This is a genomic window from Neobacillus sp. SuZ13, from assembly GCF_030123365.1.
Lineage (GTDB): Bacteria > Bacillota > Bacilli > Bacillales > Cytobacillaceae > Neobacillus.
This window is the reverse complement of sequence record NZ_CP126107.1, coordinates 3981894-4007124: the sequence shown is the minus strand read 5'-3', so window position 1 is coordinate 4007124 and position 25231 is coordinate 3981894. Positions and strand designations below refer to the sequence as shown.

Here is a 25231-nt window from a genome sequence, read left to right as displayed (position 1 = left end):
AACTGTAAGGAGTGAGGAAACATGCCAAGAGGTAAAGAATTAGAACAACTCCCTATGGCTAATATTGCGCCTGGAGCAGGAAATGATGCTAATAGGAATAACAGAGAGGTTCTTGGTGGAATCGTCCAAGGAGAACAACCTCAACCAAGTGAAATTGAAAAGGAAAATGAAGATATGGTGTAAGGCAGGATCATAATCCTGCCTTTTTATTATGGTTAAATCAGTGGTTACATTTTTAACAGAAGTTGAATTATTCTTCCACCAATTCGCCTATATCAACATTGGATCGTTCTTCTAGTGGCCCACGTAAATGAACTGTAGCAGTTTGCCCATCTTCATGTAGTTGGTCAATCCATACAGATACACCATTATACTTGACCTCAATATCAGCAGATGAGGATAAAATCTGTTTTACTCGATTAACATTCATTCTTTTCACTCCTAGTCAAATTTTGGTTTTGCAAAGGATTTGTAATCGCTTTCTTCTATTATATAATTGCAATTTCTCATTAATAAGGGTAGTCAATATGTACCCCATTGATCGTACCTGGCTCATCAACATCTTCCATGCTATTTAGATAATTATTGAGCTCTACCTGCATTTCCTTTGGTGCACCAGGTTTTAAATGCCAATTTCCTGGTTCATCAACAAAATAGGGACTCTTTGTAAATTCAGGCCTTATTCTGGGCATAAGATTCTCCTTTGAAATTTTCTTCTTTCCTCTGTGTATATACTTTCCAATGTTTACATAGTTCATTCAAGCAAAGGTGACTCCATTTTTGTTAAAGATAAGGCTAAATTCATATTGCTCCCTCATACATTCGGGTTTAATATATGTAGAAATGGTGATTAATGGAACGTATCACTTATTAATAAAAATTTGAAACTAAAATAAAACATATTCGTCTTATATTATTGAGGGTTCGAAAATAGTCATGTCCAACAATTAAATGACATAGAAATAGAAATGACCAAATTATAAAAAGGGCTAAAGAATTAGCAAAGAATGTAGATTTATGTTGATAAGAAATGGAAGATATAACATGAGTTTTGTTTTTATTTTGAAAAGAAATGTGATATAGTAATTGAGGTTCGTTTACCGTAGCTTAATTGGTAAGTGAGGGGAGAAATTTTTAAATGAATAAAATTAGACTAACTAAAACATTAAAAAATAGTCATATTACATTCTTTGCAGCAGCAGTTGTTTTATTTTGGATCAAGACCTATGCTGCATATCAAATTGAATTCAATTTAGGTATTGAAAATAACCTACAAAAGTTTCTGCTTTTGATAAATCCTTTAAGTTCAGCTTTATTTTTCTTTGGTATAGCGTTGCTGTTTAAGAAGCATTCAAAGTTAATAATGATATTAATTAACTTCCTTTTATCATTTTTATTGTATGCGAATATCGCCTATTATCGCTTCTTTAATGATTTCATAACGGTGCCAGTTTTGATGCAAACCAAAACGAATGCTGGACAGCTAGGTGACAGTGCACTTTCGTTAATGTCTCCTTTTGATATTTTATATTTTACAGATACGATTATTTTAGTTGCATTAGCATTAACAATCTTTAAAAAAGTAACGGTATCGAACAGAAAAACCTATAAAATTGTTCTATTATTTTCAATCACTACTTTTCTATTTAATCTAGGTTTAGCGGAAAAGGATCGTCCACAACTACTGTCACGTTCTTTTGACCGAAATTATTTAGTAAAATACCTTGGTGCGTACAACTTTACCATTTATGATGTTATCCAAAATATTAAGTCATCCAGTCAGCGTGCGTTGGCTGATAGCAGTGATATTACCGATGTTGAGAACTATCGTAAAGCAAATTATGCTGCCCCCAATCCAAAATACTTTGGTAAAGCTAAGGGAATGAACGTAATTTATATTTCGATGGAATCCTTCCAAAGTTTTATGATTGATTATAAGATGCCTAACGGACAAGAGGTAACACCATTTTTAAATTCACTGGCACATGACAATAATACCTTCTATTTTGATAATTTTTATCATCAAACAGGCCAAGGAAAAACATCGGATGCCGAATTCTTAATGGAAAACTCACTTTATCCAATGGCACAGGGTGCGGTTTTTGTTAACAAAGCCCAAAACACCTATCAAGCTATGCCGTCGATTCTAAAAGGACAAGGATATAGTTCTGCAGTGTTACATGGGAACTATAAAACATTCTGGAATCGAAATGTGATCTACAAAGCATTTGGCTACGATCAATTCTTTGATGCAGAGTACTATAGCATGTCAGATGAAAATACAAAAAACTATGGAATGAAGGATAAACCTTTCTTTAAGGAATCTATTCCATTACTTGAAAGCTTAAAGCAGCCGTTTTATACAAAATTTATATCTCTGTCTAATCACTTCCCATTTGAAATGGATCCGGAGGATACAAATTTTCCTGCCGGTGATTACGGTGATACGGTTGTAAACCAATATTTCCAATCTGCAAACTATATGGATCAGGCGTTCCAGCAGTTCTTTAATGATCTAAAAGCAAACGGTTTGTATGATAATACCATCATTGTTATGTATGGCGACCATTACGGCATTTCTGAAAACCATAACGATGCAATGGCAAAGGTTATGGGTGTGGACGAAATCACTCCTGCAATCAATGCAAAACTACAGCGTGTACCATTATTTATTCATGTACCTGGTGTAAAAGGCGGAGTTCAACACCAAGTTGGCGGGGAAGTCGATGTTCGTCCAACTGTTCTTCATTTATTAGGTATTGATACGAAAGATTATATGGAATTTGGATCAGATTTACTTTCCAAACAACACCGGAATTGGGCATTATTTAGAAACGGTGACTTTGTAACATCAGATGCCATCCAGATTAATGAGAAATGTTACTCCTCTGCAACAGGTGAATTATTAGAGGATAATACGAGTTGTAAGGATGTTGATAGCAAAGTCAATATGGAACTAAATATGTCTGATGAAATTGTTTACAAAGACTTACTACGTTTCTATAAGCCAGAAGGTTATACACCAATTAACCCTAATGATTATGAATATTTAGGTCCAAAAGGTGATACTGAGACATCAGAAGAATAACACTGTTAAAGAGAGAAGAAACGATAACTTCTCTCTTTTTCTTTTGTTACAATTATTATTGGAAATAACATTAAGGGGAACCTGCAATGAACAAGAGAATTCATCAATTAATCATTTCATTACTTGTCATTATTCCTATTATTCTAACTGGGTGTACTGAGACTGAAATCTCTAAGAATGACACAAAAACAACCTCTATTAATAAAAATAAAGAAGTGAATACGAACGAAACGAGCGATGCTTCACCATCTAAATCAGAAGTTCCAAAGCAGAAAACTGCTAATAAGAAATTATTTCCCGCCACCATTGTAAAGAATGTCGATGGGGATACTGTTGAGATTAATCTTAATGGGAGGGTCGAAAAGGTCAGAATGCTCTGCGTGGATACACCAGAGACACACCACCCCCGCTTAGGTGTTCAACCGTTTGGACCGGAAGCGTCTGAGTATACTAAGAAGATTCTCGCTGTCGGTACAAAAGTCGAAATAGAACCTGGAATTGGCGAAGGTCGAGATAAATATGGCCGTTTACTTGCTTATATTTATATAAATGGAAAAATGTTTAATGAAATGCTGCTTGAGGAAGGTCTTGCACGAGTAGCCTATATCTATGCACCCAATACTCAATATGTTGATGAATTTTATGCGATCCAAAAGAAAGCACAAAAAAAGGGTATAGGCATTTGGTCCATTGAAAATTATGCTCTAGAGGATGGGTATAATACTGATAATGCCAAGAGCACAGATGATAAAGGTGCAATTTCAAACACATCAACCGGAAATATGTATGAAAATAACCCAAATGATGATCAAGAAACTAATTTGGATTGTAAAGGGAAAATTAAAGGAAATGCCAATTCCCATATTTATCATGTACCAGGCGGTAGTTATTACGAATCCACCAAAGACAACATCGTCTGGTTTTGTTCAGAAAAAGAAGCACAGGATCAAGGCTATCGGAAATCGAAGCGATAATATAAATTGTTAGAGGTAGCAGCAGGCATTTTTATGCTTGCTGCTTTTTAAAAATAATGGATGTTTCGAAGGGCAATGATGATAGTATAACTATGTTGATTGGAGCGGAAATCAACATCCCAGCTAAAAAGGGCCAATAAAAAAATAGCCAAGTACCAATTGTTATCATATAATAGGTAAAATATATTATTTTAAAAAAGTTAGGAGAGGGATCGCATGAGAGACGTTACCTTATTGAATATATTTGAACATCATATTGCCCAAAAATATTTGAATCGTTCAGGTCTTGCCCATGCGATTGCGGTTGCCTACCATGCCTTTCAATTAGGGAAGGAACATCAACTGGATGTAGACATTGCTGCAAAAGCAGGACTCCTCCATGACATGGGTCATTATACATGGTATAAAAACGGAAAATGGGATTATGACTTGTACAAACAAAATGACATTCACCCAATCAAAGGGGCGGAAAGGGCACATAAGCTCTTGATTCGCCTTGGTGAAAATCCAATCAAAGCAAAGACAATCGCACTTGCCATTTTATTTCATACCGACTCATTTTTGCCATCCAACGATATTGTCCGGACACCCTTACAGCAAATTGTTAAATGGGCCGATGAAAAGGATGAAGAAGAAGGCGGCATGCATCATTATCGGACGATTGAATATGAACGAGCTAAACAAAGCATTATTCGCTTAGATGAATGGATCGACAACGAAAGTATATAAAGTAAAGGCGGTGCAGAAGCACCGCCTTGTTTCATTCATTTACTGCCTAGTAAAACCCTCTTCTTGTAAGAACATCTCAGCTTCCTCATAGGTATCAAAAGTTGCATCCAGGTTTAATCCGTAATAGATATTCCAGGATTCATTTTCTTCCACTAAAATAAGGACATTATTTTCACTATCAACCCAACGTTCCTCTTTTGAATCTCCAATAATCGCTTCTTCTGCAGCCGTTTTTTCGACTGGAGATAGGGATTGAATCGATTGTTTTAATAATTTACGGAGTTGGTCTTCGGAGTAATCACGGATATTGACCATTCCTTTTTCATCTGTATCATAATTTTCCAACTGTCCGGCATAAATAAATCCATTCCCGTTAGGGTGTAAGTGATAAACAATGTTTTTCTTATCAGAGATACTGCCTTCAAACTGAAAATTGACTCGTCCTAGTGAAACATTTTTTCTTTCCAATTCAGGAAATGATTCGATGATTGCTAATTTTTCATTATATGTAAGCATAGTTTCCTCCAAAAAATTAAATAAGCCTTCATACATCATACAGTTATTTTACCCAAACGTAAAATCTTTAAGAAAAGGATCAATTACAGTACCTTTTTTGTAGAATATATTGGAAAAAATATAAAAATAGTGTAAAATTACACTATATAGAAATTTTTGGTACAACTACCATTTTGGAATGATTGTGGGGAGATTTTATGGATTCAAATATACGAGAAGAGCAACGGAAAATTTTTAGAAAAGAATTATATACATTACGTGAGGGGGGTTACCTTTCTGAAGCAATAGTTGACACAGTTGCAAGGGCACATCACCAATACCATTTAGATTTAAACGAAATGGAGGCAAAACCTTCTGTACATGAAAATGTTAAGCAAGTCCATACTCCAATACCTAAAAAAACTACGATAGTGAAGAAGACACGAACACCAGAAGAGATTCGTGAAAGGAATATTACGTGGTTATTAAACATTGGAGTAATCTTCTTACTTATCGGGGGCTTGTTTGTTGCAACAAGTAATTGGGAATCTATGACAAGTTTCATGAAAAGTGGGTCAATTGCAATTGTTGCTATCTTATTTTATGGAATTGCCTTTTTAACAAAAAAAGTATTGAAAATAGAGAAAACAGCTTTTGCCTTTAGTGTCCTTGGAAGTTTGTTTTTACCAATTTTTATTCTCTCATTGGGATGGTTTGGGCTTTTAGGATCCTATTTATCTATTACTGGAGAGGGGCGTTATTTACTCGGAATGCTGGGTAGTTTGCTGCCTGTTATTGTTTACTATTTATTTGCAAAGAGCTTAGCATCAAGATTATTTGTTTGGTTCACCTTTGTTTCGGTATCTTTAGGTATGGCCTTTCTTTTAGCTAGTTTCCATTTCGAGATTGATTTTTTTTACTTAGGTATGATGATTTTCAATGCAGCCACTATTTTTGTTTATCATCAGGTAAAGAATAAGGAATCAATTAAACTTTTTACGAAGGAATTTATCCCGTATATCCAAGTGAATCTTGTCCTGTCTACATTATTTATGTTGTTTTTATTTGATAACAAGGTCGTATACAGTTTCAATTTGCTGTTAACAGCGATTATATATTTATCAATGATGTATGTAAGCGGCCGAAAAGAATATCATTTCATTTTTAGTATCATGATTGTATATGGTGCTTATCATTTAATTGAGCACAGCTTCCTGGATTATATAGGAGCGATAATTTATGCTTTGGTCGGATTTGGAATGGTCTTTGTTCCAATGGCTTTGAATAACCAGTTTTCATTAAATAAAGCATTTCAATATACTAGTGCAGTAATATCAGGGATGGCCTTTATTTATATTAGTCTCGAAGGAATTCTCCTGCGTGCAGGGAATCCGTCAATTGTGCTTATGCTCGCTTATTTCATCATTACAGTTAACTTTGTTTACTTGTCCCATCACGGTTCAAGAAGGTTTTTTCCGTATTTAAGCGCATTTTTTGCAGCCTCTAGCATTTATGAAATCATTGCATTAATAAGCAAAACTTTTGATATCATAAATTTCTCACTACAATTATCGATCACAGGTTTTATCCTGTTTAGTGTGTTAGGTATTGCTCACCTTTCAAAGTACGTAAAGATCATTCAGACTGCCTCCAGAGATGTCGGTTTGTCGATCATGGTGCTTGCTATAATGACAGCAATATCGTTTTTATTATGGTGGGAGCTTGGTGTTCTCTTATTCCTATTTATGGTTGCGGCCTATTTAGTTTATAAAAAGGAAGAAAGGATTTTCTTAAAAGAAGCCGCTGTATGGATTGCACCTATTTTACTTGGTCTTTCCATTGCCGCTTTTGGAGAAGAAATGAATAGTAACTTTTCATTTTATCTTCATGAATTTGGGTATGGAGTTAATTTTGCTATCGCGGCCATCCTTGTATTATTATCAAGTTTTGTTTGGAGAGCAGTAGGGGAAAAGAGGTTGGATAAAATCTCTTTGTATACATCCCATGCACTTTATACTGTGGCCATTCTCCAAGCATTGTTTAATCAAATAAACTTTGTTTGGGTCCAACCACTTATTTTATTAGTTGGAATTGGAATGTATTATTATTTGTATAAAAAGATTGGTACGAAGTGGGTACCATTTTTAGTCAGTATTGCAGCACTAATTGCGTATTTTTCTATCATCCAAGCCATTTTGCATAGATTTACTTTAAGTCATACCATGAATTCCCTAATCACCTCTACTGGTGCAGTGATTATGCTGCTAATCTCCTATCTTTGCCGGAAAAATGATTTGAACATATCATTTGCATTTGGTTGGGTAGGACACAGCATTTATCCACTGACGCTGTTATTCACATGGTTCGCATTTCAGAAAGACTGCATTTACAGCTTTATCTTGGCGTTGTTTGTCTATGCTATTAGCACAAAGTTGATGACTGTAGAATGGAAAATTAAAGCATTTCTTTATGGTAGTTTTACTTCCTTATTCTTTATAGTTACAACTGTGTTAGATCAAATAATCAATCAATCTTTTGGAAACTATGAGTTTGTGTTTACTAGTGCGCTACTTCTCTTGTTTGCTTTCTTTGCAAAAGATGAATATAAAAAAAGGACTGCTTATTATTTAATCCCATTTTCGATAATTGGAATTGTGTTTACGTTGATTACCTATCCATTTGATTTCCTTCCATATCTTGTCACACTTGCTTATGGATTTGGAACCGTGTTTTATTTGCATAAAATCCAATGGGATGTTCTCGGAATTGTTCCTTTATTTTTAGCCTTTATTGCAACTGTAGAATTCACCTATTCGAGTGACTTAGGTGAACTTGCTAAAATGCTAGTTACTGGAGGGGTAGGAATTGTTCTTTCGATAATCGGACAATTGGTTTACAAAAGGCTTGTTGAATATGGGCCGAAAATTCAGCAATTAAAAATTGACGGTTTTACATTTGTTTCATTCATGTTTTTCGGTCTAATGTATTTGTTCGAGGATCCATTCATCTGGATACATGCAATTCCGGGGGTGCTGATTGCAATTTCATTTTTACTGCAAAGAAAAAGAGTACCAGAAAGGTTATCCGTCCTAATGACCATACTTGGCGGAGCCTATTTATTACAACCATATTATTCAATCATGGCTAAGCTTAATATTCCGCCATTATGGGAGCGGGAAGTGATTGTTCTTCCCTTTATTATTCTTATTATTTTCATTCGACGTTGTTTAAAAGGGCGATATGCGGAGATAACGAAAGCTGTTCAATGGGGAGTCCTACTCGTCGTTTCCTTATTATTAATTCAGGATGGTTTGGCGAGCAACACAATTTATGATGCAATCATTGTCGGGACGCTTTCCTTGTTGTCGCTGCTGGCAGGAATGTTCTTACAAATTAAATCATATTTTTTTGTAGGAGCTGGCGTTTTATTATTAAACGTATTCCTGCAAACAAGACCGTACTGGGGGAATATGCCGTGGTGGTTCTATTTATTAATTGCTGGACTAATCCTAATTACGGTTGCCAGCTTTAATGAATGGAATAAGCAAAAAGCGAACAAAGGAGAAACCACCTTTATTATGGTCCTTAAGGAAAAAGTAATTGCTACAATGAAAAAGTGGGATTGAAGGTTAATATAAATAATGTTATAATATTATTTAATAAAATATCTGTTGTATTTGGAGGAGCCTGTCACCAAGGGATTACTATGTCCCTTGGTTGACGGGCTTTTTTGTATTCAAAAAAGGGTCTGTTAAATACAGACCCTTTTATTTTTTGGCTATGTTAAGGCTAATCTTATAATTTGGCACCCTGTTGATTGGAGTGGAAGGCACGAAGACTCCTGCGGGAGGACGGGGCTGGGGAGACCCCGCAGGAGCGCAGCGACGAGGAGGCTCCCCGGACCGCGGAAAGCGAAGTGCCTGGAGCGGAAATCAACAGGCAAGTTTAACAGATCATATTTAAAAGGAGTCGTGATTGAATGGAATTAATTTTAGAATTAGCAATTATTTTATTTGCCTCAAAGGTTGCAGGAGATATTAGTGTTAAATTAGGCCAGCCATCAGTTTTAGGAAAGTTATTAATTGGGGTTATTATCGGACCAGCCGTCTTGGGACTAATTTCAGAAACGAAAACCATAGCTGACCTAAGCCAAATTGGTGTGATCATGTTAATGTTTATCGCAGGACTGGAGACTGATATCCATGAATTTAGACGAACTTGGAAGGCATCAACCTTTGTGGGGATCAGCGGAATCATCGTTCCTTTATTGGCAGGTTACCTGTCAGGGGTTTTGCTAAATATGACAACCATCGAAGCATTATTTTTAGGATTATTACTATCCGCAACTAGTGTAAGTATTTCCGTTCAAGCACTTAAAGAGTTAAATAAAATTCAATCCAAAGAAGGGACAACAATTTTAGGTGCAGCTGTCATTGATGATGTTCTTGTGATCATTGCTTTAGCCTTTCTCATGAGTATGGCTGGAGACGAAGTGAATTTAAGCATGATGATTATAAAAAAGGTCCTCTTTTTCACGTGTGCTATTTTAGTTGCTTGGAAGTTTGTTCCATGGCTATTAAAAAAATTCGTTCCATTAAAGGTCACAGAATCGCTTGTCTCGGGTGCATTAATTATCTGTTTCCTATTCGTCTATACAGCGGAATTAACAGGTGTTGCGGGTATTATTGGTGCCTATATCGCTGGGGTTGCTATTGGGCAGACAGAGTATAAACCTAAAATATTTAAGAAAGTGGAGACCATCAGTTATTCTATTTTTGTGCCTGTATTTTTCACTTCAATTGGTTTATCAGTAAGTTTTGATGGAATCTCTCAACATTTGGGGCTTATGTTGGGCCTTAGTATTCTTGCTATTTTAACCAAATTAATAGGTGCAGCTGCTGGTGCAAAAATGGCACGCTTTTCTTGGAAGAATTCACTTGGTATAGGCGCTGCCATGGTATCTCGTGGAGAGGTTGCGTTAATTATTGCCACAATTGGTTTAGAAACAAAATTAATCACCCAAGAACTTTTTGCTGTATTAGTGGTAGTTGTCCTAGTGACAACCATTGTTACACCACCAATGATGAAGTACTTTTTCAATCAAGGTGATAAACGAACAACGATGAAAAACACCGCATGATAGAAATAGAGACTTATTAATAGACTAAAAAAATCCAGCCTAAATAGCATTGGCTGGATTTTTATTTTTTTTGAGATTAATTAGAGGGGTACCCCCACTATTTCAATGAAATCGTCGAATGATTTATCAACAATAACAAACTAACATTCAGGAGGTTAGAAATGGGTACTGTACTAATCGATATCGACAAATTACTAGAAGCAACGTCAAATCTAACATCTGAGAAAAATAATCATATCGTTAAAAAAGTTGAAATTGACCTTTTACTTGAAAATACCCGTGATTGGTAGAATAGTATTATTGAAAAAATAATTCTTAGGATGCCTCCATTTAATATGGAGGCATTAAACTTGTCGAGAAAGGGTAGTTTCTCGGCAGTTTTTTATTTTGTCTTAATCAAAAAACGATTAATATTATAAGTTGCTCATGCAACTGGGCCTGTTGAAAAGATAGACAATATAATTATTTTAAACAAATTAACGCGGTGAATTGTTAAAGAAATGTAAATGAAAAAGACTGTCGAAAGTTTTTCGATAGTTTCAAAATGCCTCCACTTAAATGGAGGCATTTTTATTTTTTAGCAGCAAAATATAGCGTATTTACCATGGGAACTATGGATTTAAAATTATGTTGCTTTAAAGCGAAAAATTATTTTTACAATAACTATTGATTTTCTTTCAAAAAAATACTAGAATAATTTCTAATATATTTAATTTTTTGAAAATTGATATTTTAGTAGTTGAGGGGGATTTAGCTAGATGAAGAAAAATGGAAAAGTATTATCTATTGCTTTAGCAGGAATGATGCTTCTAGCTGGCTGTGGAAGTAAAGAATCCGCGGGCGGAACTGAAAAAGGTGGAGCGGATAAGGAGTTCAAAGTAGGTATTACCCAATTTGCACCACACCCATCTTTAGATGCTGCGACAGAGGGCTTTAAGAAGGCCCTAAAGGATAAAGGGATTAAAGTTAGCTTTGATGAACAAAACGCTCAGGCAGACATGAACAACACGCAAACAATTGCGAATAATTTTGTCGGGGACAAAGTAGATCTAATCTTTGCTAATGCTACGCCTAGTGCAACAGCGGCATTGAATGCCACCAAAGATATTCCGATTATCTTCACATCAGTGACAGACCCAGTTGGTGCTGGACTGGTAGAGGCTTTTGATAAACCAGGCAAGAACATTACTGGAACAACCGATAACCATCCAGAGGCAACGAAAAAGACAATCAGCTTTATTACGGACGAAGTGAAAGCGAAAAATGTCGGGGTCATCTATAACTCAGGGGAACAAAATTCCGTTGTTCAGGTGGCAGAAGTTGAAAAGATTGCTAAAGAGAAAGGTGCTAAACTAGTAAAAGTATCAGTTTCTACTACAGCAGAAGTGAAGCAAGCCTCAGAATCATTAGTTGGACGCGTTGATGCCATCTACATTCCTACTGACAACACTGTTGTTACTGCACTTGATTCAGTTATCGCGGTTGCAAACAGCAAGAAAATCCCGTTGTTCGTTGGTGAACTTGATTCCATGAAAAAAGGCGCAGTTGCCGCAAGTGGATTTAGTTATTTCGATCTTGGCTATCAATCTGGTATCATGGCAGCTGACATTTTAAGCGGTAAAAAGAAAGCTTCTGAAATTCCTGTCGAACTTCCTAACAGCTTAAAGCTTGTTATTAACAAGAAGGCTGCTGAAGCCCAAGGGTTAAAAGTCAATGATGCTTGGAGTAGTTTAGGTGAGTTTTACGAAGGTAATTAAATGATATTTTTCAAGGAGGAGCCTTCTTTTAGAAGGCTGCCTCTTTGTCACTACATAAAATATTGCATCTAAGACGGATGCTTTATGATAAAAGAAAGGATGATCTCAATGTTTACAGCCATATTTGGATCATTTGAAGCAGGTATCATCTACGCGATTATGGCACTGGGCGTCTATCTTTCCTTTCGTATTCTGGATTTTCCAGATTTAACGGTTGATGGGAGTTTTGTCACTGGAGCAGCGATTTCAGCAGTTATGATTGCAAATGGTACTGATCCATTTTTAGCTACAATTATGGCACTATTTGCAGGTTTTGCAGCAGGATGTATGACGGGACTTCTGCACACATTTGGAAAGATTAATAACTTGCTTTCTGGTATTTTAATGATGATTGCACTTTATTCAATAAATCTGAGAATTATGGGCCGTTCCAACATCCCTTTATTAAATACAGATACAGCTTTTACGAAAATCAGTGGATTTTTTGAAAAGACAGGAATTGATTCATTCTTCAATAATATTCTTTCCATGGTCGGTCTCGGTGATAGCCTGCCGGAAACATGGGGAATTCTTCTTTTTATGATAATCGTTACATTTGTGATTAAATTCCTGACGGATTTGTTCCTAAAAACGGAAATTGGTCTTGCAGTTAGAGCAACTGGAGATAATAAACGAATGATTCGCAGCCTTTCTGCTAATACCAATCTTCTTGTTGTGTTTGGCTTAGGGTTATCTAATGCATTAGTAGCGTTTTCGGGTGCTCTAATAGCCCAGCAAGGGGGATTTGCAGACGTAGGTATGGGAATTGGGATGATTGTCATTGGCCTTGCTTCCGTTATCATCGGTGAAGCCCTGTTTGGTACAAAAACAATCGCTCGGACAACTTTTGCTGTGATTGGCGGTTCCATCATTTATCGAATCGTCGTAACGTTAGCCTTGCGTGTAGATTTCTTAGACCCAGGTGATATGAAGCTAATTACTGCACTTATTGTTATTATTGCACTTACTGCTCCAAAAATCATTGAAGGGTCTAAAGAGAAAAAGCGAAAAGCCAGACGAAGATCAGAGCGAAGGAATATCATCCAGGCGAATGCTTCAGCGAAGGGGGACAATCATGCTACACTTAAATGAAATTCATAAGATTTTTAATGAAGGGACTCCGGATGAAAAAATCGCCATCGATCATGTGAATCTGAACCTTCAGCCTGGTGATTTTGTCACTGTCATTGGCAGTAATGGTGCGGGGAAATCTACATTAATGAATATCATTTCCGGTGTGTTAATCCCAGATGTCGGTGAGGTTCATATTAACGGGAAAAATGTTACCAATATGTCAGAGTACAAGCGCTCTAAAATGATTGGACGTGTCTTTCAGGATCCAATGGCAGGAACGGCTCCAAGTATGACAATTGAGGAAAATCTAGCGATGGCGTACTCCCGTAACAAAATGAGGACACTCCGCCAAGGGGTAACAAAAAAGCGCCGTGATTATTTTCGTGAGGTATTGGAATCACTTCATTTAGGACTGGAAAACCGACTAAGTGCAAAGGTAGGGCTTTTATCCGGTGGAGAACGCCAAGCATTATCCTTATTAATGGCAACTTTCACAGAGCCATCCATTCTCCTACTGGATGAACATACAGCGGCACTTGATCCGTCAAGAGCGGAATTAATTACAAATTTAACGAGAGAAATTGTCCACAAATACAAATTGACCACATTAATGGTTACACATAATATGCAGCAAGCAATTGATTTAGGAAATCGCTTAATTATGATGGATAAGGGTCAGATTATTTTAGAGGTCAGTGAGGAAAATAAGAAGCAGCTGACAATCGAAAGTTTGTTAACGGAGTTTAAACGGATCCGTGGGGAACATATGGCGAGCGACCGCGCGATTCTTTCCTAATCGAAAAAAATTTTGTGAATGTCTATTATTCTATTGATTAATATTTCCAATATGATTTAATTAGAAACTTCCCGAAACGGGTAAGTTTCTTTTTGTGTTTTTGGGAAATATCGTAAAAATAGTCCTGATTTCTTTAGCACCAAAAAGCGTTATTGCTTTACACCCTATTCTTGATAGGACAAGATTCTTTGAATTAGAATTAATTCTGAATATTATTACATTTAGTTAATGGGGGTTTCTAAATGAAAGAAAATAGAGTAAGAGCAGACCAATTAGCTAATGACTTCTTTCCGGTTCGAGATGTGGATTATATTGAGATTTATACAGGTAATGCCAAACAGGCATGTCACTTTTTCTGTACAGCATTTGGTTTTGAACCAGTAGCTTATTCGGGTCTTGAAACAGGTAACCGTGAAACCGCTTCCTACTGTTTGAAGCAGCGAAATATCCGCCTTTTGCTAACAGGTTCTTATACTGAGGAAGGGTCAGTAGCCCAATTTGTTAAGAAACATGGAGACGGTGTGAAGGATATTGCGCTTTTAGTTGATGATGTCGAGAAAGCGTTTGAAGAGGCTGTAAATCGAGGCGCGATTGCCATTGCGGCCCCATTTGAAATGAAGGATAAAGCAGGGGTGGTTAAAAAAGCCGTTCTTGGTACATATGGAGACACAATCCATACGTTAATAGAACGAAAAAATTATCAGGGAGTGTTCTTACCAGGATTTGAACCATATTCGGCGCCAGTACCTGTTAAAGATACGGGTTTAATTGGGATTGACCATGTCGTTGGGAACGTAGAGCGCATGGAGGAATGGGTAGAGTATTATGCCAAGGTAATGGGCTTTAAAGAAATGAAACATTTCTCTGACAAGGACATTACGACAGAATATTCTGCACTTATGTCAAAAGTTATGCATAACGGTGGGCGAATCAAGTTTCCAATTAATGAACCGGCGGTCGGAAAACGAAAATCACAAATTCAGGAATATCTAGAATTCTATAATGGTCCGGGTGTACAGCATTTGGCCATCTTAACGGAGGATATTGTCTCAACGGTTGCGATTTTAAGGCAAAATGGAGTTGAATTCCTAAAAACTCCTGATACTTATTATGAATCCTTAGGTGAACGGATTGGAAAAATTGATGAAGAAATTGAAAAGCTGCGTGAACTAAATATTTTAGTAGACCGAGATGATGAAGGGTATTTACTGCAAATTTTCACCAAGCCAATTGTTGACCGTCCAACATTATTTGTTGAAATTATTCAACGAAAAGGGGCACGCGGTTTTGGAGAAGGAAACTTTAAAGCTCTATTTGAGTCCATTGAGAGGGAGCAAGAAAGACGAGGAAATTTATAAAGAATATCGACTTAGAGTTTAAAAAGGGAGAGTGTTCTCTTCCTTTTTTAGAGTTCAACTAAGTGAGGTGATAAATGTAATGGAAATCTCCCCGAAAACACTGGAATGGAGAGAGGCATATAAATTATTAGTTGGCTCAATTCTTCCCCGACCAATTGCTTTTGTTTCTACAGTGGATGAGAAGGGCACTGCTAATGCGGCCCCATTTAGTTTTTTCACGGCTATTTGTGCTGACCCCATGCTCATTTGTTTTTCACCAATGAGAAGGGGGACAGATGGTGCTAAAAAAGATACGCTTGTAAACATAGAAACCACAGGTCAATTTGTCATTAATATTGTTAGTGACAGTTTGGCAGAGCAAATGAATGACTGTGCGATCGAATTTAGTCCGGATGTCGACGAAATGGTGGAAGTGGGTTTAACGAAAGAACTTAGTATCAAGGTCAAGGTGCCGCGTATCAAAGAATCGCTTGTCCACCTAGAATGTGAACTAGAACAAGTATTGGATTTTGGTGATAAACCTGGGGCGGGAAGTCTAGTAATTGGAAAAGTAGTTCATTTCCATGTAAACGATGAACTGTTGGATAAGGGACGGATTGATACTGCGAAACTGAAGCCGATCGGGAGAATGGCAGGAAATATTTTTACAGACCCCTTAGCAAAAATGTTTGAAATGAAGAGAAAAACCTAGAAAAGGTGAGTGTCGTGAAATTCGTAACGTTCGAAAAACCGGATGGGACATTCCGAGCAGGATGGTTATTGGATCAAGAATATGCGGTAGATATGCATGAAGCCTCAAGTGGAATACTGCCTAGTAATCTCCTAGATTTTCTAGAAAATAGTGAGTCTAATCTAGAAAAGGTGGCCAGTTTCTCATTTACAAAGGAGCAAAAAGGAGTATATCCATTAAGTGAGCTCCGATTAAAGGCACCGATGCCATTCCCTAGGAGTTTTCGTGATTTTTATGCATTTGAGCAGCATGTAAAACAAGCAAGGGAGAATAGGGGCCTTGGAATGATTCCAGAATGGTACGAAATCCCTGTTTTTTACTTCTCTAATCATCTTGCCATAAAAGGACCGGGTGAAGCCATTGTTAAGCCGGAAGCGAGCAACTGGCTTGATTATGAGCTTGAAATTGCCTGCATCATTGGTAAAGAAGGTAGAAATATTTCTGCAAATCAAGCGGATTTGCATATTTTTGGCTACTGTATACTAAATGATTGGAGTGCAAGAGACCTGCAAAGGAAAGAAATGAAAGTTGGCCTGGGTCCCGCCAAGGGGAAGGATTTCTCAACTTCCATTGGACCATGGATTGTTACAAAAGATGAGTTAGAACCATTAAAAGCAGGAAAAGGCTATGCTCTTTCCATGAAAGCCACTGTAAATGGTCGACTTCTTTCCGAAGGGAATATGAAAGACCTATTTTATTCTTTTGGAGAGATGATTGAGAGGGCTTCGGCGGGTGTTACCCTATACCCTGGTGAGATGATTGGTTCAGGAACTGTCGGCTCTGGATGTATTCTTGAACTTGGTGAACAAGTGCATCGCTGGTTAAAGCCAGGTGATCGAGTTAAATTAGAGATTGATCATCTTGGCGTGTTAGAGAATGAGATAATCGCTGAAGAGAGGTGAAAACATGTATTACCGTCAAATGGGGAAGATACCGCACAAACGGCATACGATGTTTAAAAAAGCCGATGGGAGCCTATTCAGAGAGCAAGTAATGGGGACACGGGGATTTTCAGGAACCCAATCGATTTTGTATCACCACTATATGCCAACTGAGGTGGTGAGAACGGAAATAGTAAGTGGTTACTTGCCAAAATATGAGGAGCAGCAGCCTCTAAAACACCGCCATTTTTTCACCAATAAAGTGCAGACCAAAGGGGATGCCCTGAAGGCTAGGGAGTATATCTTAGGTAATCAGGATTTATTAATTGGAACAGCACATGTAACTGCACCGATGACCAGCTTTTATCGGAATGGTGATGGCGATGAAATGCTCTTTGTCCACTATGGGACTGGAAAACTAGAAACGATGTACGGGACCCTTTCTTACCAGCCGGGTGATTATCTCATTATTCCGATTGGGACCATATACCGTGTCATACCAAACGAAAATGAAGAGACAAAAATGCTGTATGTTGAATCCTTCAGCCAAATCACCACGCCAAGACGGTACCGAAATGAATATGGTCAGCTATTAGAACATAGCCCATTTTGTGAAAGGGACATTCGTGGCCCGGAAAAACTGACCACATTCGATGAAAAGGGTGAATTTGAGGTTTTAACAAAATCAAGAGGGAAGATAACCTCGCATATTTTAGGACATCATCCCCTTGATGTAGTGGGCTGGGATGGATATTTATATCCCTGGGCTTTTAACATCGAAGATTTTGAACCAATCACTGGGAGAGTCCATCAGCCGCCGCCGGTCCATCAAACTTTTGAAGGGAATAATTTCGTTGTTTGTTCATTTGTTCCGAGGCTATATGACTACCATCCAGAGTCCATACCGGCGCCATATTATCATAGCAATGTGAACAGCGACGAACTTCTCTATTATGTGGAAGGTAATTTCATGAGTCGAAAAGGGGTTCAAGAAGGTTCGATTACCCTTCATCCTGGCGGTATCCCTCATGGCCCACATCCGGGGAAAACCGAAGCCAGTATTGGAAAAAAGGAAACGCTGGAACTAGCTGTTATGATTGACACCTTTCATCCATTAAAAATCGTTAAAACCGCACAAGAAATTGAGGATGTTAATTATATGTATTCATGGTATGAGAAATAGAAATAAATTTATTTAGCGAACAATCCAATAAACTAAATTGGATTGTTTTTTATCTTTAGGTAAAAAGTGGTATTGTAATAATAAGTGATTTAAAAATGAAATGAGGTGAAGTCATGGAGTTGGAACCAATTCTATCAAAATTAAAAAACCATACACCAAAGATCCTTGGCAGTGAAAAGTTCTCAAAATATGCTGTTATGGTCCCACTCATTGAAAAAGAAGACGGGATTCACGTTTTGTTAGAAGTTCGTTCCCTAGAACTTAGAAGGCAGCCTGGAGAAATTTGTTTTCCTGGGGGCAGGATTGATGCACAAGATCTCGACGAAAAAGCAGCCGCTATCCGCGAAACCGTGGAAGAATTAGGTGTCAGAAATGAGGAAATATCAAACGTACTCCCATTGGATTATATGATTTCACCGTTTGGAATGATGATCTATCCTTTTGTTGGCTACATTAAAACACCTAATACGATTGTTCCTAATCCTTCAGAAGTCGGTGAGATTTTTACCGTGCCGCTATCATTTTTAATAAAAAGTGAACCAGAGATTTATCACATTGAATTTAAGGCAGAACCCGAGGTGAATTTTCCCTTTGACCTGATTGTGGGAGGAGAAAATTATAATTGGCGTACACGAGGAATCGAGGAGTATTTCTATCGTTATGATGGAAAAGTGATTTGGGGACTTACGGCCAAGATTCTTGCCCATTTTATTGAATTACTACGGCTATAGTTATTAAAAAAGAGAGGATTTCCTTGCCGAAATCCTCTCTTTTTTTGTTTGTCCACTAGAGGTGAACAAATGTCCGTGCATAAAAGAAAAAGCTTGATTATTTTCTGAATATGATTAAAATTAAGATTATATTTTTGAATTAGGGAGATGTAGGGATGAAGGTCGTAAAGTTTGGTGGGTCCTCGCTAGCATCAGGAAAACAAATGGAAAAGGTATTTAAGATTGTTGTTTCAGACCCCAAGAGAAAAGTCGTTGTCGTTTCTGCCCCCGGGAAAAGGTTTGCAGAAGATGATAAGGTAACCGATTTATTAATTGAATGTGGAGAACTATGTCTACAAAATAAGGACCCAAGGGAACAATTTGAGGCCGTCCTAGAAAGATACTCCTCGATCGCTGAGGAATTATCACTGTCAAATGATATTATAATCGAAATTCAAGAAGATTTAGCCAAACGGTTGAGTGCTGATAAAACAAAACCTGATCGTTTTCTGGATTTGTTAAAAGCAAGTGGTGAAGATAACAACGCCAAATTGGTTGCTGCCTATTTTCGTAAGCAGGGTGTAGAAGCTTCTTACATAGATCCGAAAGAAGCGGGGCTGCTTGTCAGTGATGAGCCAGGTAATGCTCAAGCACTGCCTGAAGCTTATAGTCAGTTGTATTCGTTGCACGATCGAAAAGGGATTTTAATATTTCCAGGATTCTTTGGTTATAGCAGGGAAGGTGAAGTGTTTACCTTTTCAAGAAGCGGATCCGACATTACTGGCTCCATCTTAGCCAATGCCCTTAAAGCTGACCTTTATGAGAATTTTACCGATGTGGATGCGGTGTATTCCGTCAATCCCTTCATCGTAAATAATCCGAAGGAAATAAAAGAACTGACTTACCGGGAAATGCGTGAACTTTCGTATGCGGGATTCACCGTGTTACATGATGAAGCACTTGTTCCGGCCTTCAGAGCAGGAATTCCTGTTCAAATCAAAAATACAAATAATCCAAGTGCACCTGGGACAAAGATCGTCTATGAACGAGACAATACAAATGGACCAGTCATTGGTATTGCCAGTGACCAAGGGTTTTGTAGTATATACGTAAGCAAATACCTAATGAATAGAGAGGTAGGCTTTGGACGGAAGCTGTTAAGTATCTTAGAAGACTTTGGATTATCTTATGAACATACGCCTTCAGGAATTGATGATGTTTCCGTGATCCTCCGTGAAAATCAAATGGATGCCGAAATGGAGAAGGCGATTGTTGAACGAATTGAATCAGAACTGCATGCTGATCAAGTGAAGATTGAACACAGTCTTGCGCTTATAATGGTGGTTGGTGAGGGCATGCGTCACAATGTAGGGACAATGGCAAGAGCATCCAAAGCGCTGGCAAAAGCTCGTATTAATATCGAGATGATTAACCAAGGTTCTTCGGAAGTAAGCATGATGTTTGGGGTTAAGGTAGTAGATGAAAAAAGAGCGGTTCAGGCACTTTATGAGGAATTTTTTATGGCAGTTACGGTATAATCACGCTCATTATTATGAAAAAGCAGTTCTAAATTCACTTGTGATTTTAGACTGCTTTTTTTGCTTATTAATCACAGGTACCTAAAAATTAGGAAACAAGAAGTTCAAATTCGAATAGTCTGAATTTAATTTCTATGATATCATTATACTAACCGGTCGGTATGTAGTTCAGAATTTAAAAGAAGAATAAGGAGAATGTTTACGATGAAAGCCATTCAATTTAAGGAGTATGGAAATCCAGAAGTGTTACAAATGGTAGATGTACCGATACCATCAATAAGACCAGGATACGTACTGGTAATAAGTAAAGGCTGCTGGTGTAAATTTCGCTGACATTGCACGTCGCTACGGCCAATATTTAGCAAAAACTCCTCTTCCATATATTCCAGGTGCAGAAGTTGCTGGAGTTATTACAGAGGTATCACCGGAAGTTACGGAGTATAAAAAAGGAGAATGTGTTGTTGCCTTAACAGACGATGGCGGTTATGCAGAATTTATCGCCCTACATGTATCCCAGTTAGTAAAAATACCGGAAAATGTGGATTTCAACCAAGCAGCGGCCATCCTGGGGCAAGGAGTTTCCGCCTATCATATCTTAAAAACATCGGGGCAAATAAAAAAAGCTGATACTGTTTTAGTTCATGCGGCTGCAGGAGGAGTAGGAACTTTAGCTGTCCAGTTAGCTAAAATCATGGAGGCGGGCAAAGTCATTGCAACAGCAAGCAGTTCTAAAAAATTAGAACTGGTCCATTCAATTGGTGCTGATGTAGGGATTAATTACACAGAAGAAAATTGGCATGAACAGGTTTTAGCTGCCACAGAAGGAAAAGGGGTAGATATCATTCTTGAGATGGTGGGAGGGGACATCTTTAAGAAAAGTTTGAAATGTATGGCTATAAATGGAAGACTTGTCGTTTATGGCCGTGCGGGTGGTCAAACCACAAAGTTCGACCCGGCCATTCTTATGCAGCGTAATGTTAGTATTATAGGCTTCTGGTTAATCCATATTCTAAAAGATGTTAAGTTATATAAAGAAAGTGTAATAGAATTATTGAATTATATTGGTGAAGGAAAATTAAAATTAATAATAGGCAACACATTCCCCTTAGATGATGCGAAATTAGCTCATGAACTAATAGAAGGGCGTCAGACAATCGGAAAAATAGTATTAAATCCATAAATAAATTCACTAAGAGTATTTTGTTAAGGTGGGAGGAGAATGGGGATTTTGGAGAAAAGCGAGAAATTAATCGGTAAACCGACTAAAATAAGCTATCGGACCTGTCCACTGTGTGAAGCGACCTGTGGGTTAGAAATTCATACCCAGGAAGAAAAGGTTGTCCATATAAAGGGTGATAAACAGGATCCTTTTAGTAAAGGTTATTTATGTCCAAAGGGATATAGTGTAAAAGAACTCCACTCAGACCCAGATCGGGTTCGAAAACCGATGGTTCGTAATGGGGCAGAATGGCAAGAAGTTTCCTGGGATGAAGCCTTCTCTGAAGTAAAAAAAGGTCTTTGTTCCGTTATCGAGGAGTATGGTAAGAATGCCGTCGCTGTTTATTTAGGAAACCCAAGCGTTCACAATTTAGGCAGTATGTTATATGTTCCAAACTTTTTACGTGCATTAGGAAGCAGGAGCATCTTTTCGGCTAGTACTTTAGATCAGATTCCAAAACAACTTTCATCTGAAATCATGTTTGGAAGTGATGCCAATCTACCCATTCCAGATATCGATCATACAAACTATCTATTGATGATTGGTGCCAATCCCCTTGCATCTAATGGCAGTTTAATGACTGCACCTAATATGAGAGAACGATTGAAGGCTCTAAAGGATCGTGGAGGAAAGTTAGTGGTCATTGACCCCGTTCGTACGGTTACAGCAAAACAAGCCGATGAACATTATTTTATACGTCCTGGGACAGACGCTCTGTTCCTATTCGGACTTATTTATACACTTTTCGAGGAAGGTTTAGTTAACCCTGGAAAGTTGGTTGATTATATTAACGGGCTTGATGAAATCAAGACCCTATCTGAGAATTTTACACCTGAAGTAGTTTCAGCTAAATGCGGAATTCCAGAAAACGACATTCGTCGGATAGCACGTGAACTTGCCAGCGCACCTCAAGCGATTGTTTACGGAAGAATGGGCACATGTACACAACCTTTTGGCACCATGAATAGCTGGCTAGTAGATGTAGTAAATGTTCTAACAGGTAATTTGGACCGTTCGGGCGGTGTCATGTTTCCTAACCCAGCAACGAGGCGTGCATCTTCCAATAGAGTTCGATCGATACGGTATAACCGTTTTAAAAGTAGAGTAAGAAATATTCCTGAGGTCTTGGGTGAAATTCCTGTATCCTGCCTTGCAGAAGAGATTGAAACCCCTGGTCCTGGACAAATTAAAGCATTTGTTTCCATAGCTGGAAACCCTGCGCTTTCAGCACCGAATAGTCAACAATTACAATCTGCTCTTGAAAAAGTGGATTTTATGGTAAGTCTTGATTGTTATTTAAATGAAACATCTCGCAATGCAAATGTCCTGCTTCCTGTTCCTTCACCATTAGAGCGCTCACATTATGATATAACCTTTTACAATCTTGCTATACGGAATATTGCCCACTATTCAAAACCTGTTTTTGACCTTCCAGCAGAACAACTAGATGAATGGCAGATTCTTCTCCATTTAGCTGCAGCCGTTGGTGAGGAAAAAATTGAAGGGGACATCATTAGTAAATTGGATGAACTTGCAATTAAGGAACTGATCAAACATGAAATAAAAAACCCGAATTCTCCTATTTACGAGCGGGACACAATAGAAATTACCGAAATGTTAAAGAATAGAAAAGGGCCGGAGCGTTTGCTTGATTTTTACCTTCGTGTGGGACCTTATGGAGAACACTTTGGAAGAAATCCTGAAGGACTAAGCTTATCTGTCTTAGAGGATCATCCACATGGAATGGACTTTGGAGCCCTTCAACCGAGAATTGACGATATATTGCAAACACCTTCAGGGAAAATTGAATTGTCATCACCAATTCTAACGAAGGATGTTGAGCGTCTTCGACAAACGCTTAATTCGAAAGCCGATTCCATACTATTGGTAGGGAGAAGAGACCTTCGGAGCAACAACTCCTGGCTGCACAATCTCCCGGTCCTAGTAAAAGGTGAAGACAGATGTACACTAATGATTCATACCAGTGATGCAGAAAGCTTAGGACTTTTGCAGGGAGATATGGCGATAGTGAATTCTCAAACAGGAACAATTGAAGTGCCAGTAATAATTACGGATGATATTATGCCGGGGACAGTAAGTCTGCCCCATGGATGGGGACATAACCTTTCAGGGACTCGTCTTGGGGTAGCAAGCCGACATGCGGGTGTTAACGTCAACCTGTTGACGGATGAGCAAATGATTGATCCGATATCGGGAAACGCAGTGCTTAATGGAATACCTATAATAATCGAAAAGGTAAAATGAGTAAGGTAAATGAACATGTCAAATAAAAGGGCTCGCCATTTTAGCGAGCCTGATTTATGCCTTTTTTAGTTTAATTTTCGTTCGAATTCCTGCCCACACTGCAATTAAAAGCCCGCCAATCGTATCAGCAATTAAATCCGTCATTGTATCTTTATTTCCTCCGCCTTGTAAGGTCATATCGAAGAATTGGTCAGAACTAAATTCATAAATTTCCCATAGTACTCCACCGAGTGCCGCAAAGGATAACGTAAATAAAAACACAAACCATGGCGAAATCTTATCACCCGCATTTCGATGGATTAAACGTTCATATAGAGCAATCCCAGAAAAAGCTAAAATGGCTCCACTGATCAAATGCATAAAAGTGTCCCACCAACCAAGACCATACCAGCCTAGGATTGAACCTAAATATTGAGAGCCAACTAAGAAAATTAAATAAGAAATAACAATTGGTAAATTAAATTGTAGTTTGGTGAATAATGCCAAAAATAACGGAATCGCACCGCATACAATACCGCCAATTGCGACGGATCCTTCAAAGGATTCCCCCTTTGAATAGTAATAGACCGCTAAAACAGCCATGAAAAGGACATAGATGGCACTTAAAGTTATGACAAGTTTTCGATTCAACAATATTCACCTCTTTAAACTTTTTGTTTTCGAAAGTAGGCGTAAATGGCAATTAAGAGTCCTCCAGCAAAGCCACATAATAAGTCATACATGGTATCTTTATTTCCCCCAAGCTGCATGATATGCGTGAAGGTTTGATCCCCTGCAAACTCATAAATCTCCCAAAGTACACTTGCTAGGACAGCGAGGGAAAGAACGAAAATAGAAATAATCCAACTAGAGGTATCCTTTCTTACTTCTTCAGGAATCATTAATTTATATAATGTTATACCAACACAAGCGACATATACACCTTTATAAAAATGAATGGTCGAATCCCACCATTTATATTTAAGATAAAAATCCCCTATAGACCCTAAATACGTGGTACAAAAGATAAATAGATAAAAACCAACGATGCTAGGCAGGTTAAATGGTATGTTGTTCTTTAAGATTAACAAAACGGGCAACCCACACACGATTATCCCTCCGAGAGCTACTTGCCATTTTGAAGGTTGCCCTTTAACAAGGAAAAAAATAAATAAGACAATCATAAATAACACAAATATACTGCCTATAATAATAAGTATTTTCCGTTTCAATGACTCACCTCATTAATCATGGTTCATTACAATTATATCCAATA

22 protein-coding genes and 1 pseudogene are annotated in these 25231 nt (G+C 37.8%); 18 read left to right on the top strand and 5 right to left on the bottom strand.

The features are described from left to right. Positions 1-21 precede the first annotated feature (21 nt). Positions 22-183, top strand: a complete 162-nt coding sequence (locus QNH17_RS19650; protein WP_283874530.1) for a hypothetical protein — start codon at positions 22-24, stop codon at positions 181-183. Between the two features lie 67 nt (positions 184-250). Here QNH17_RS19650 and QNH17_RS19645 read toward each other — a convergent pair whose 3' ends face one another. Both QNH17_RS19645 and QNH17_RS19640 read right to left on the bottom strand, forming a co-directional pair. Further along, positions 251-430: an H-type small acid-soluble spore protein gene (locus tag QNH17_RS19645; RefSeq protein WP_283874529.1), complete on the bottom strand. Its 180-nt coding sequence runs from the start codon at positions 428-430 to the stop codon at positions 251-253. 79 nt (positions 431-509) lie between these two features. Beyond that, positions 510-692 carry a hypothetical protein gene (locus tag QNH17_RS19640; RefSeq protein WP_283874528.1) on the bottom strand — a complete coding sequence of 61 codons (183 nt, stop codon included), beginning with the start codon at positions 690-692 and terminating at the stop codon, positions 510-512. A gap of 446 nt (positions 693-1138) precedes the next feature. On the opposite strand from QNH17_RS19640, the gene ltaS reads away from it, so the two are divergent. From ltaS to QNH17_RS19625, 3 genes are all read left to right on the top strand, one after another. Beyond that, complete coding sequence (gene ltaS, locus QNH17_RS19635; protein WP_283874526.1) at positions 1139-3088, top strand: lipoteichoic acid synthase; 1950 nt, start codon at positions 1139-1141, stop codon at positions 3086-3088. Positions 3089-3174: 86 nt separating this feature from the next. Beyond that, a complete protein-coding gene (locus tag QNH17_RS19630) occupies positions 3175-4062 on the top strand; it encodes a thermonuclease family protein (protein WP_283874524.1) in 888 nt (295 codons plus the stop codon). A gap of 216 nt (positions 4063-4278) precedes the next feature. Beyond that, entirely contained in the window at positions 4279-4791 is a 513-nt protein-coding gene (locus tag QNH17_RS19625) for an HD domain-containing protein (RefSeq protein WP_283874523.1), read from the top strand. 39 nt (positions 4792-4830) lie between these two features. On the opposite strand, the gene QNH17_RS19620 is transcribed toward QNH17_RS19625, so the two are convergent. Then, entirely contained in the window at positions 4831-5307 is a 477-nt protein-coding gene (locus tag QNH17_RS19620) for a hypothetical protein (RefSeq protein ID WP_283874522.1), read from the bottom strand. Positions 5308-5504: 197 nt separating this feature from the next. Between QNH17_RS19620 and QNH17_RS19615 the strand changes: the two genes are divergently transcribed. The 14 genes and pseudogenes from QNH17_RS19615 to QNH17_RS19550 all read left to right on the top strand — a co-directional run bounded on the left by QNH17_RS19615 (position 5505) and on the right by QNH17_RS19550 (position 23976). After that, positions 5505-8912 (top strand): hypothetical protein, encoded by a 3408-nt coding sequence (locus QNH17_RS19615; RefSeq protein ID WP_283874521.1) that lies wholly within the window; start codon positions 5505-5507, stop codon positions 8910-8912. A gap of 353 nt (positions 8913-9265) precedes the next feature. Continuing rightward, complete coding sequence (locus QNH17_RS19610; RefSeq protein ID WP_283874519.1) at positions 9266-10426, top strand: cation:proton antiporter; 1161 nt, start codon at positions 9266-9268, stop codon at positions 10424-10426. A gap of 161 nt (positions 10427-10587) precedes the next feature. Continuing rightward, positions 10588-10716 carry a hypothetical protein gene (locus tag QNH17_RS19605; protein WP_260871543.1) on the top strand — a complete coding sequence of 43 codons (129 nt, stop codon included), beginning with the start codon at positions 10588-10590 and terminating at the stop codon, positions 10714-10716. A 468-nt stretch (positions 10717-11184) separates the two neighbouring features. Further along, entirely contained in the window at positions 11185-12183 is a 999-nt protein-coding gene (locus QNH17_RS19600) for an ABC transporter substrate-binding protein (protein WP_283874518.1), read from the top strand. A gap of 108 nt (positions 12184-12291) precedes the next feature. Continuing rightward, complete coding sequence (locus QNH17_RS19595; RefSeq protein WP_283874516.1) at positions 12292-13314, top strand: ABC transporter permease; 1023 nt, start codon at positions 12292-12294, stop codon at positions 13312-13314. Next, positions 13298-14092: an ABC transporter ATP-binding protein gene (locus QNH17_RS19590; protein ID WP_283874514.1), complete on the top strand. Its 795-nt coding sequence runs from the start codon at positions 13298-13300 to the stop codon at positions 14090-14092. The genes QNH17_RS19595 and QNH17_RS19590 overlap by 17 nt, the downstream gene beginning before the upstream one ends. Before the next feature lie 242 nt (positions 14093-14334). Then, positions 14335-15450 carry a 4-hydroxyphenylpyruvate dioxygenase gene (gene hppD, locus QNH17_RS19585; RefSeq protein ID WP_283874513.1) on the top strand — a complete coding sequence of 372 codons (1116 nt, stop codon included), beginning with the start codon at positions 14335-14337 and terminating at the stop codon, positions 15448-15450. A 79-nt stretch (positions 15451-15529) separates the two neighbouring features. Next, on the top strand, positions 15530-16141 hold the full coding sequence (locus tag QNH17_RS19580) for a flavin reductase family protein (RefSeq protein WP_283874512.1): 612 nt from the start codon (positions 15530-15532) through the stop codon (positions 16139-16141). A gap of 14 nt (positions 16142-16155) precedes the next feature. Further along, positions 16156-17082 carry a fumarylacetoacetate hydrolase family protein gene (locus tag QNH17_RS19575; RefSeq protein ID WP_283874511.1) on the top strand — a complete coding sequence of 309 codons (927 nt, stop codon included), beginning with the start codon at positions 16156-16158 and terminating at the stop codon, positions 17080-17082. Between the two features lie 4 nt (positions 17083-17086). After that, the gene (locus tag QNH17_RS19570) at positions 17087-18244 is read left to right on the top strand and encodes a homogentisate 1,2-dioxygenase (protein ID WP_283874510.1); all 1158 of its coding nucleotides are present in this window, start codon (positions 17087-17089) and stop codon (positions 18242-18244) included. Positions 18245-18357: 113 nt separating this feature from the next. Continuing rightward, on the top strand, positions 18358-18975 hold the full coding sequence (locus QNH17_RS19565; protein WP_283874509.1) for an NUDIX hydrolase: 618 nt from the start codon (positions 18358-18360) through the stop codon (positions 18973-18975). Positions 18976-19130: 155 nt separating this feature from the next. Then, positions 19131-20492, top strand: coding sequence for an aspartate kinase (locus tag QNH17_RS19560; RefSeq protein ID WP_283874508.1), 1362 nt, complete (start codon positions 19131-19133; stop codon positions 20490-20492). 204 nt (positions 20493-20696) lie between these two features. Further along, positions 20697-21672 (top strand): annotated as a pseudogene (locus QNH17_RS19555) (quinone oxidoreductase family protein). Between the two features lie 39 nt (positions 21673-21711). After that, positions 21712-23976, top strand: a complete 2265-nt coding sequence (locus tag QNH17_RS19550; RefSeq protein WP_283874507.1) for a molybdopterin oxidoreductase family protein — start codon at positions 21712-21714, stop codon at positions 23974-23976. A gap of 54 nt (positions 23977-24030) precedes the next feature. On the opposite strand, the gene QNH17_RS19545 is transcribed toward QNH17_RS19550, so the two are convergent. After that, a complete protein-coding gene (locus tag QNH17_RS19545) occupies positions 24031-24606 on the bottom strand; it encodes a DUF2238 domain-containing protein (RefSeq protein ID WP_283874505.1) in 576 nt (191 codons plus the stop codon). Between the two features lie 14 nt (positions 24607-24620). Beyond that, the gene (locus QNH17_RS19540; protein WP_283874503.1) at positions 24621-25187 is read right to left on the bottom strand and encodes a DUF2238 domain-containing protein; all 567 of its coding nucleotides are present in this window, start codon (positions 25185-25187) and stop codon (positions 24621-24623) included. Positions 25188-25231: the final 44 nt, after the last annotated feature.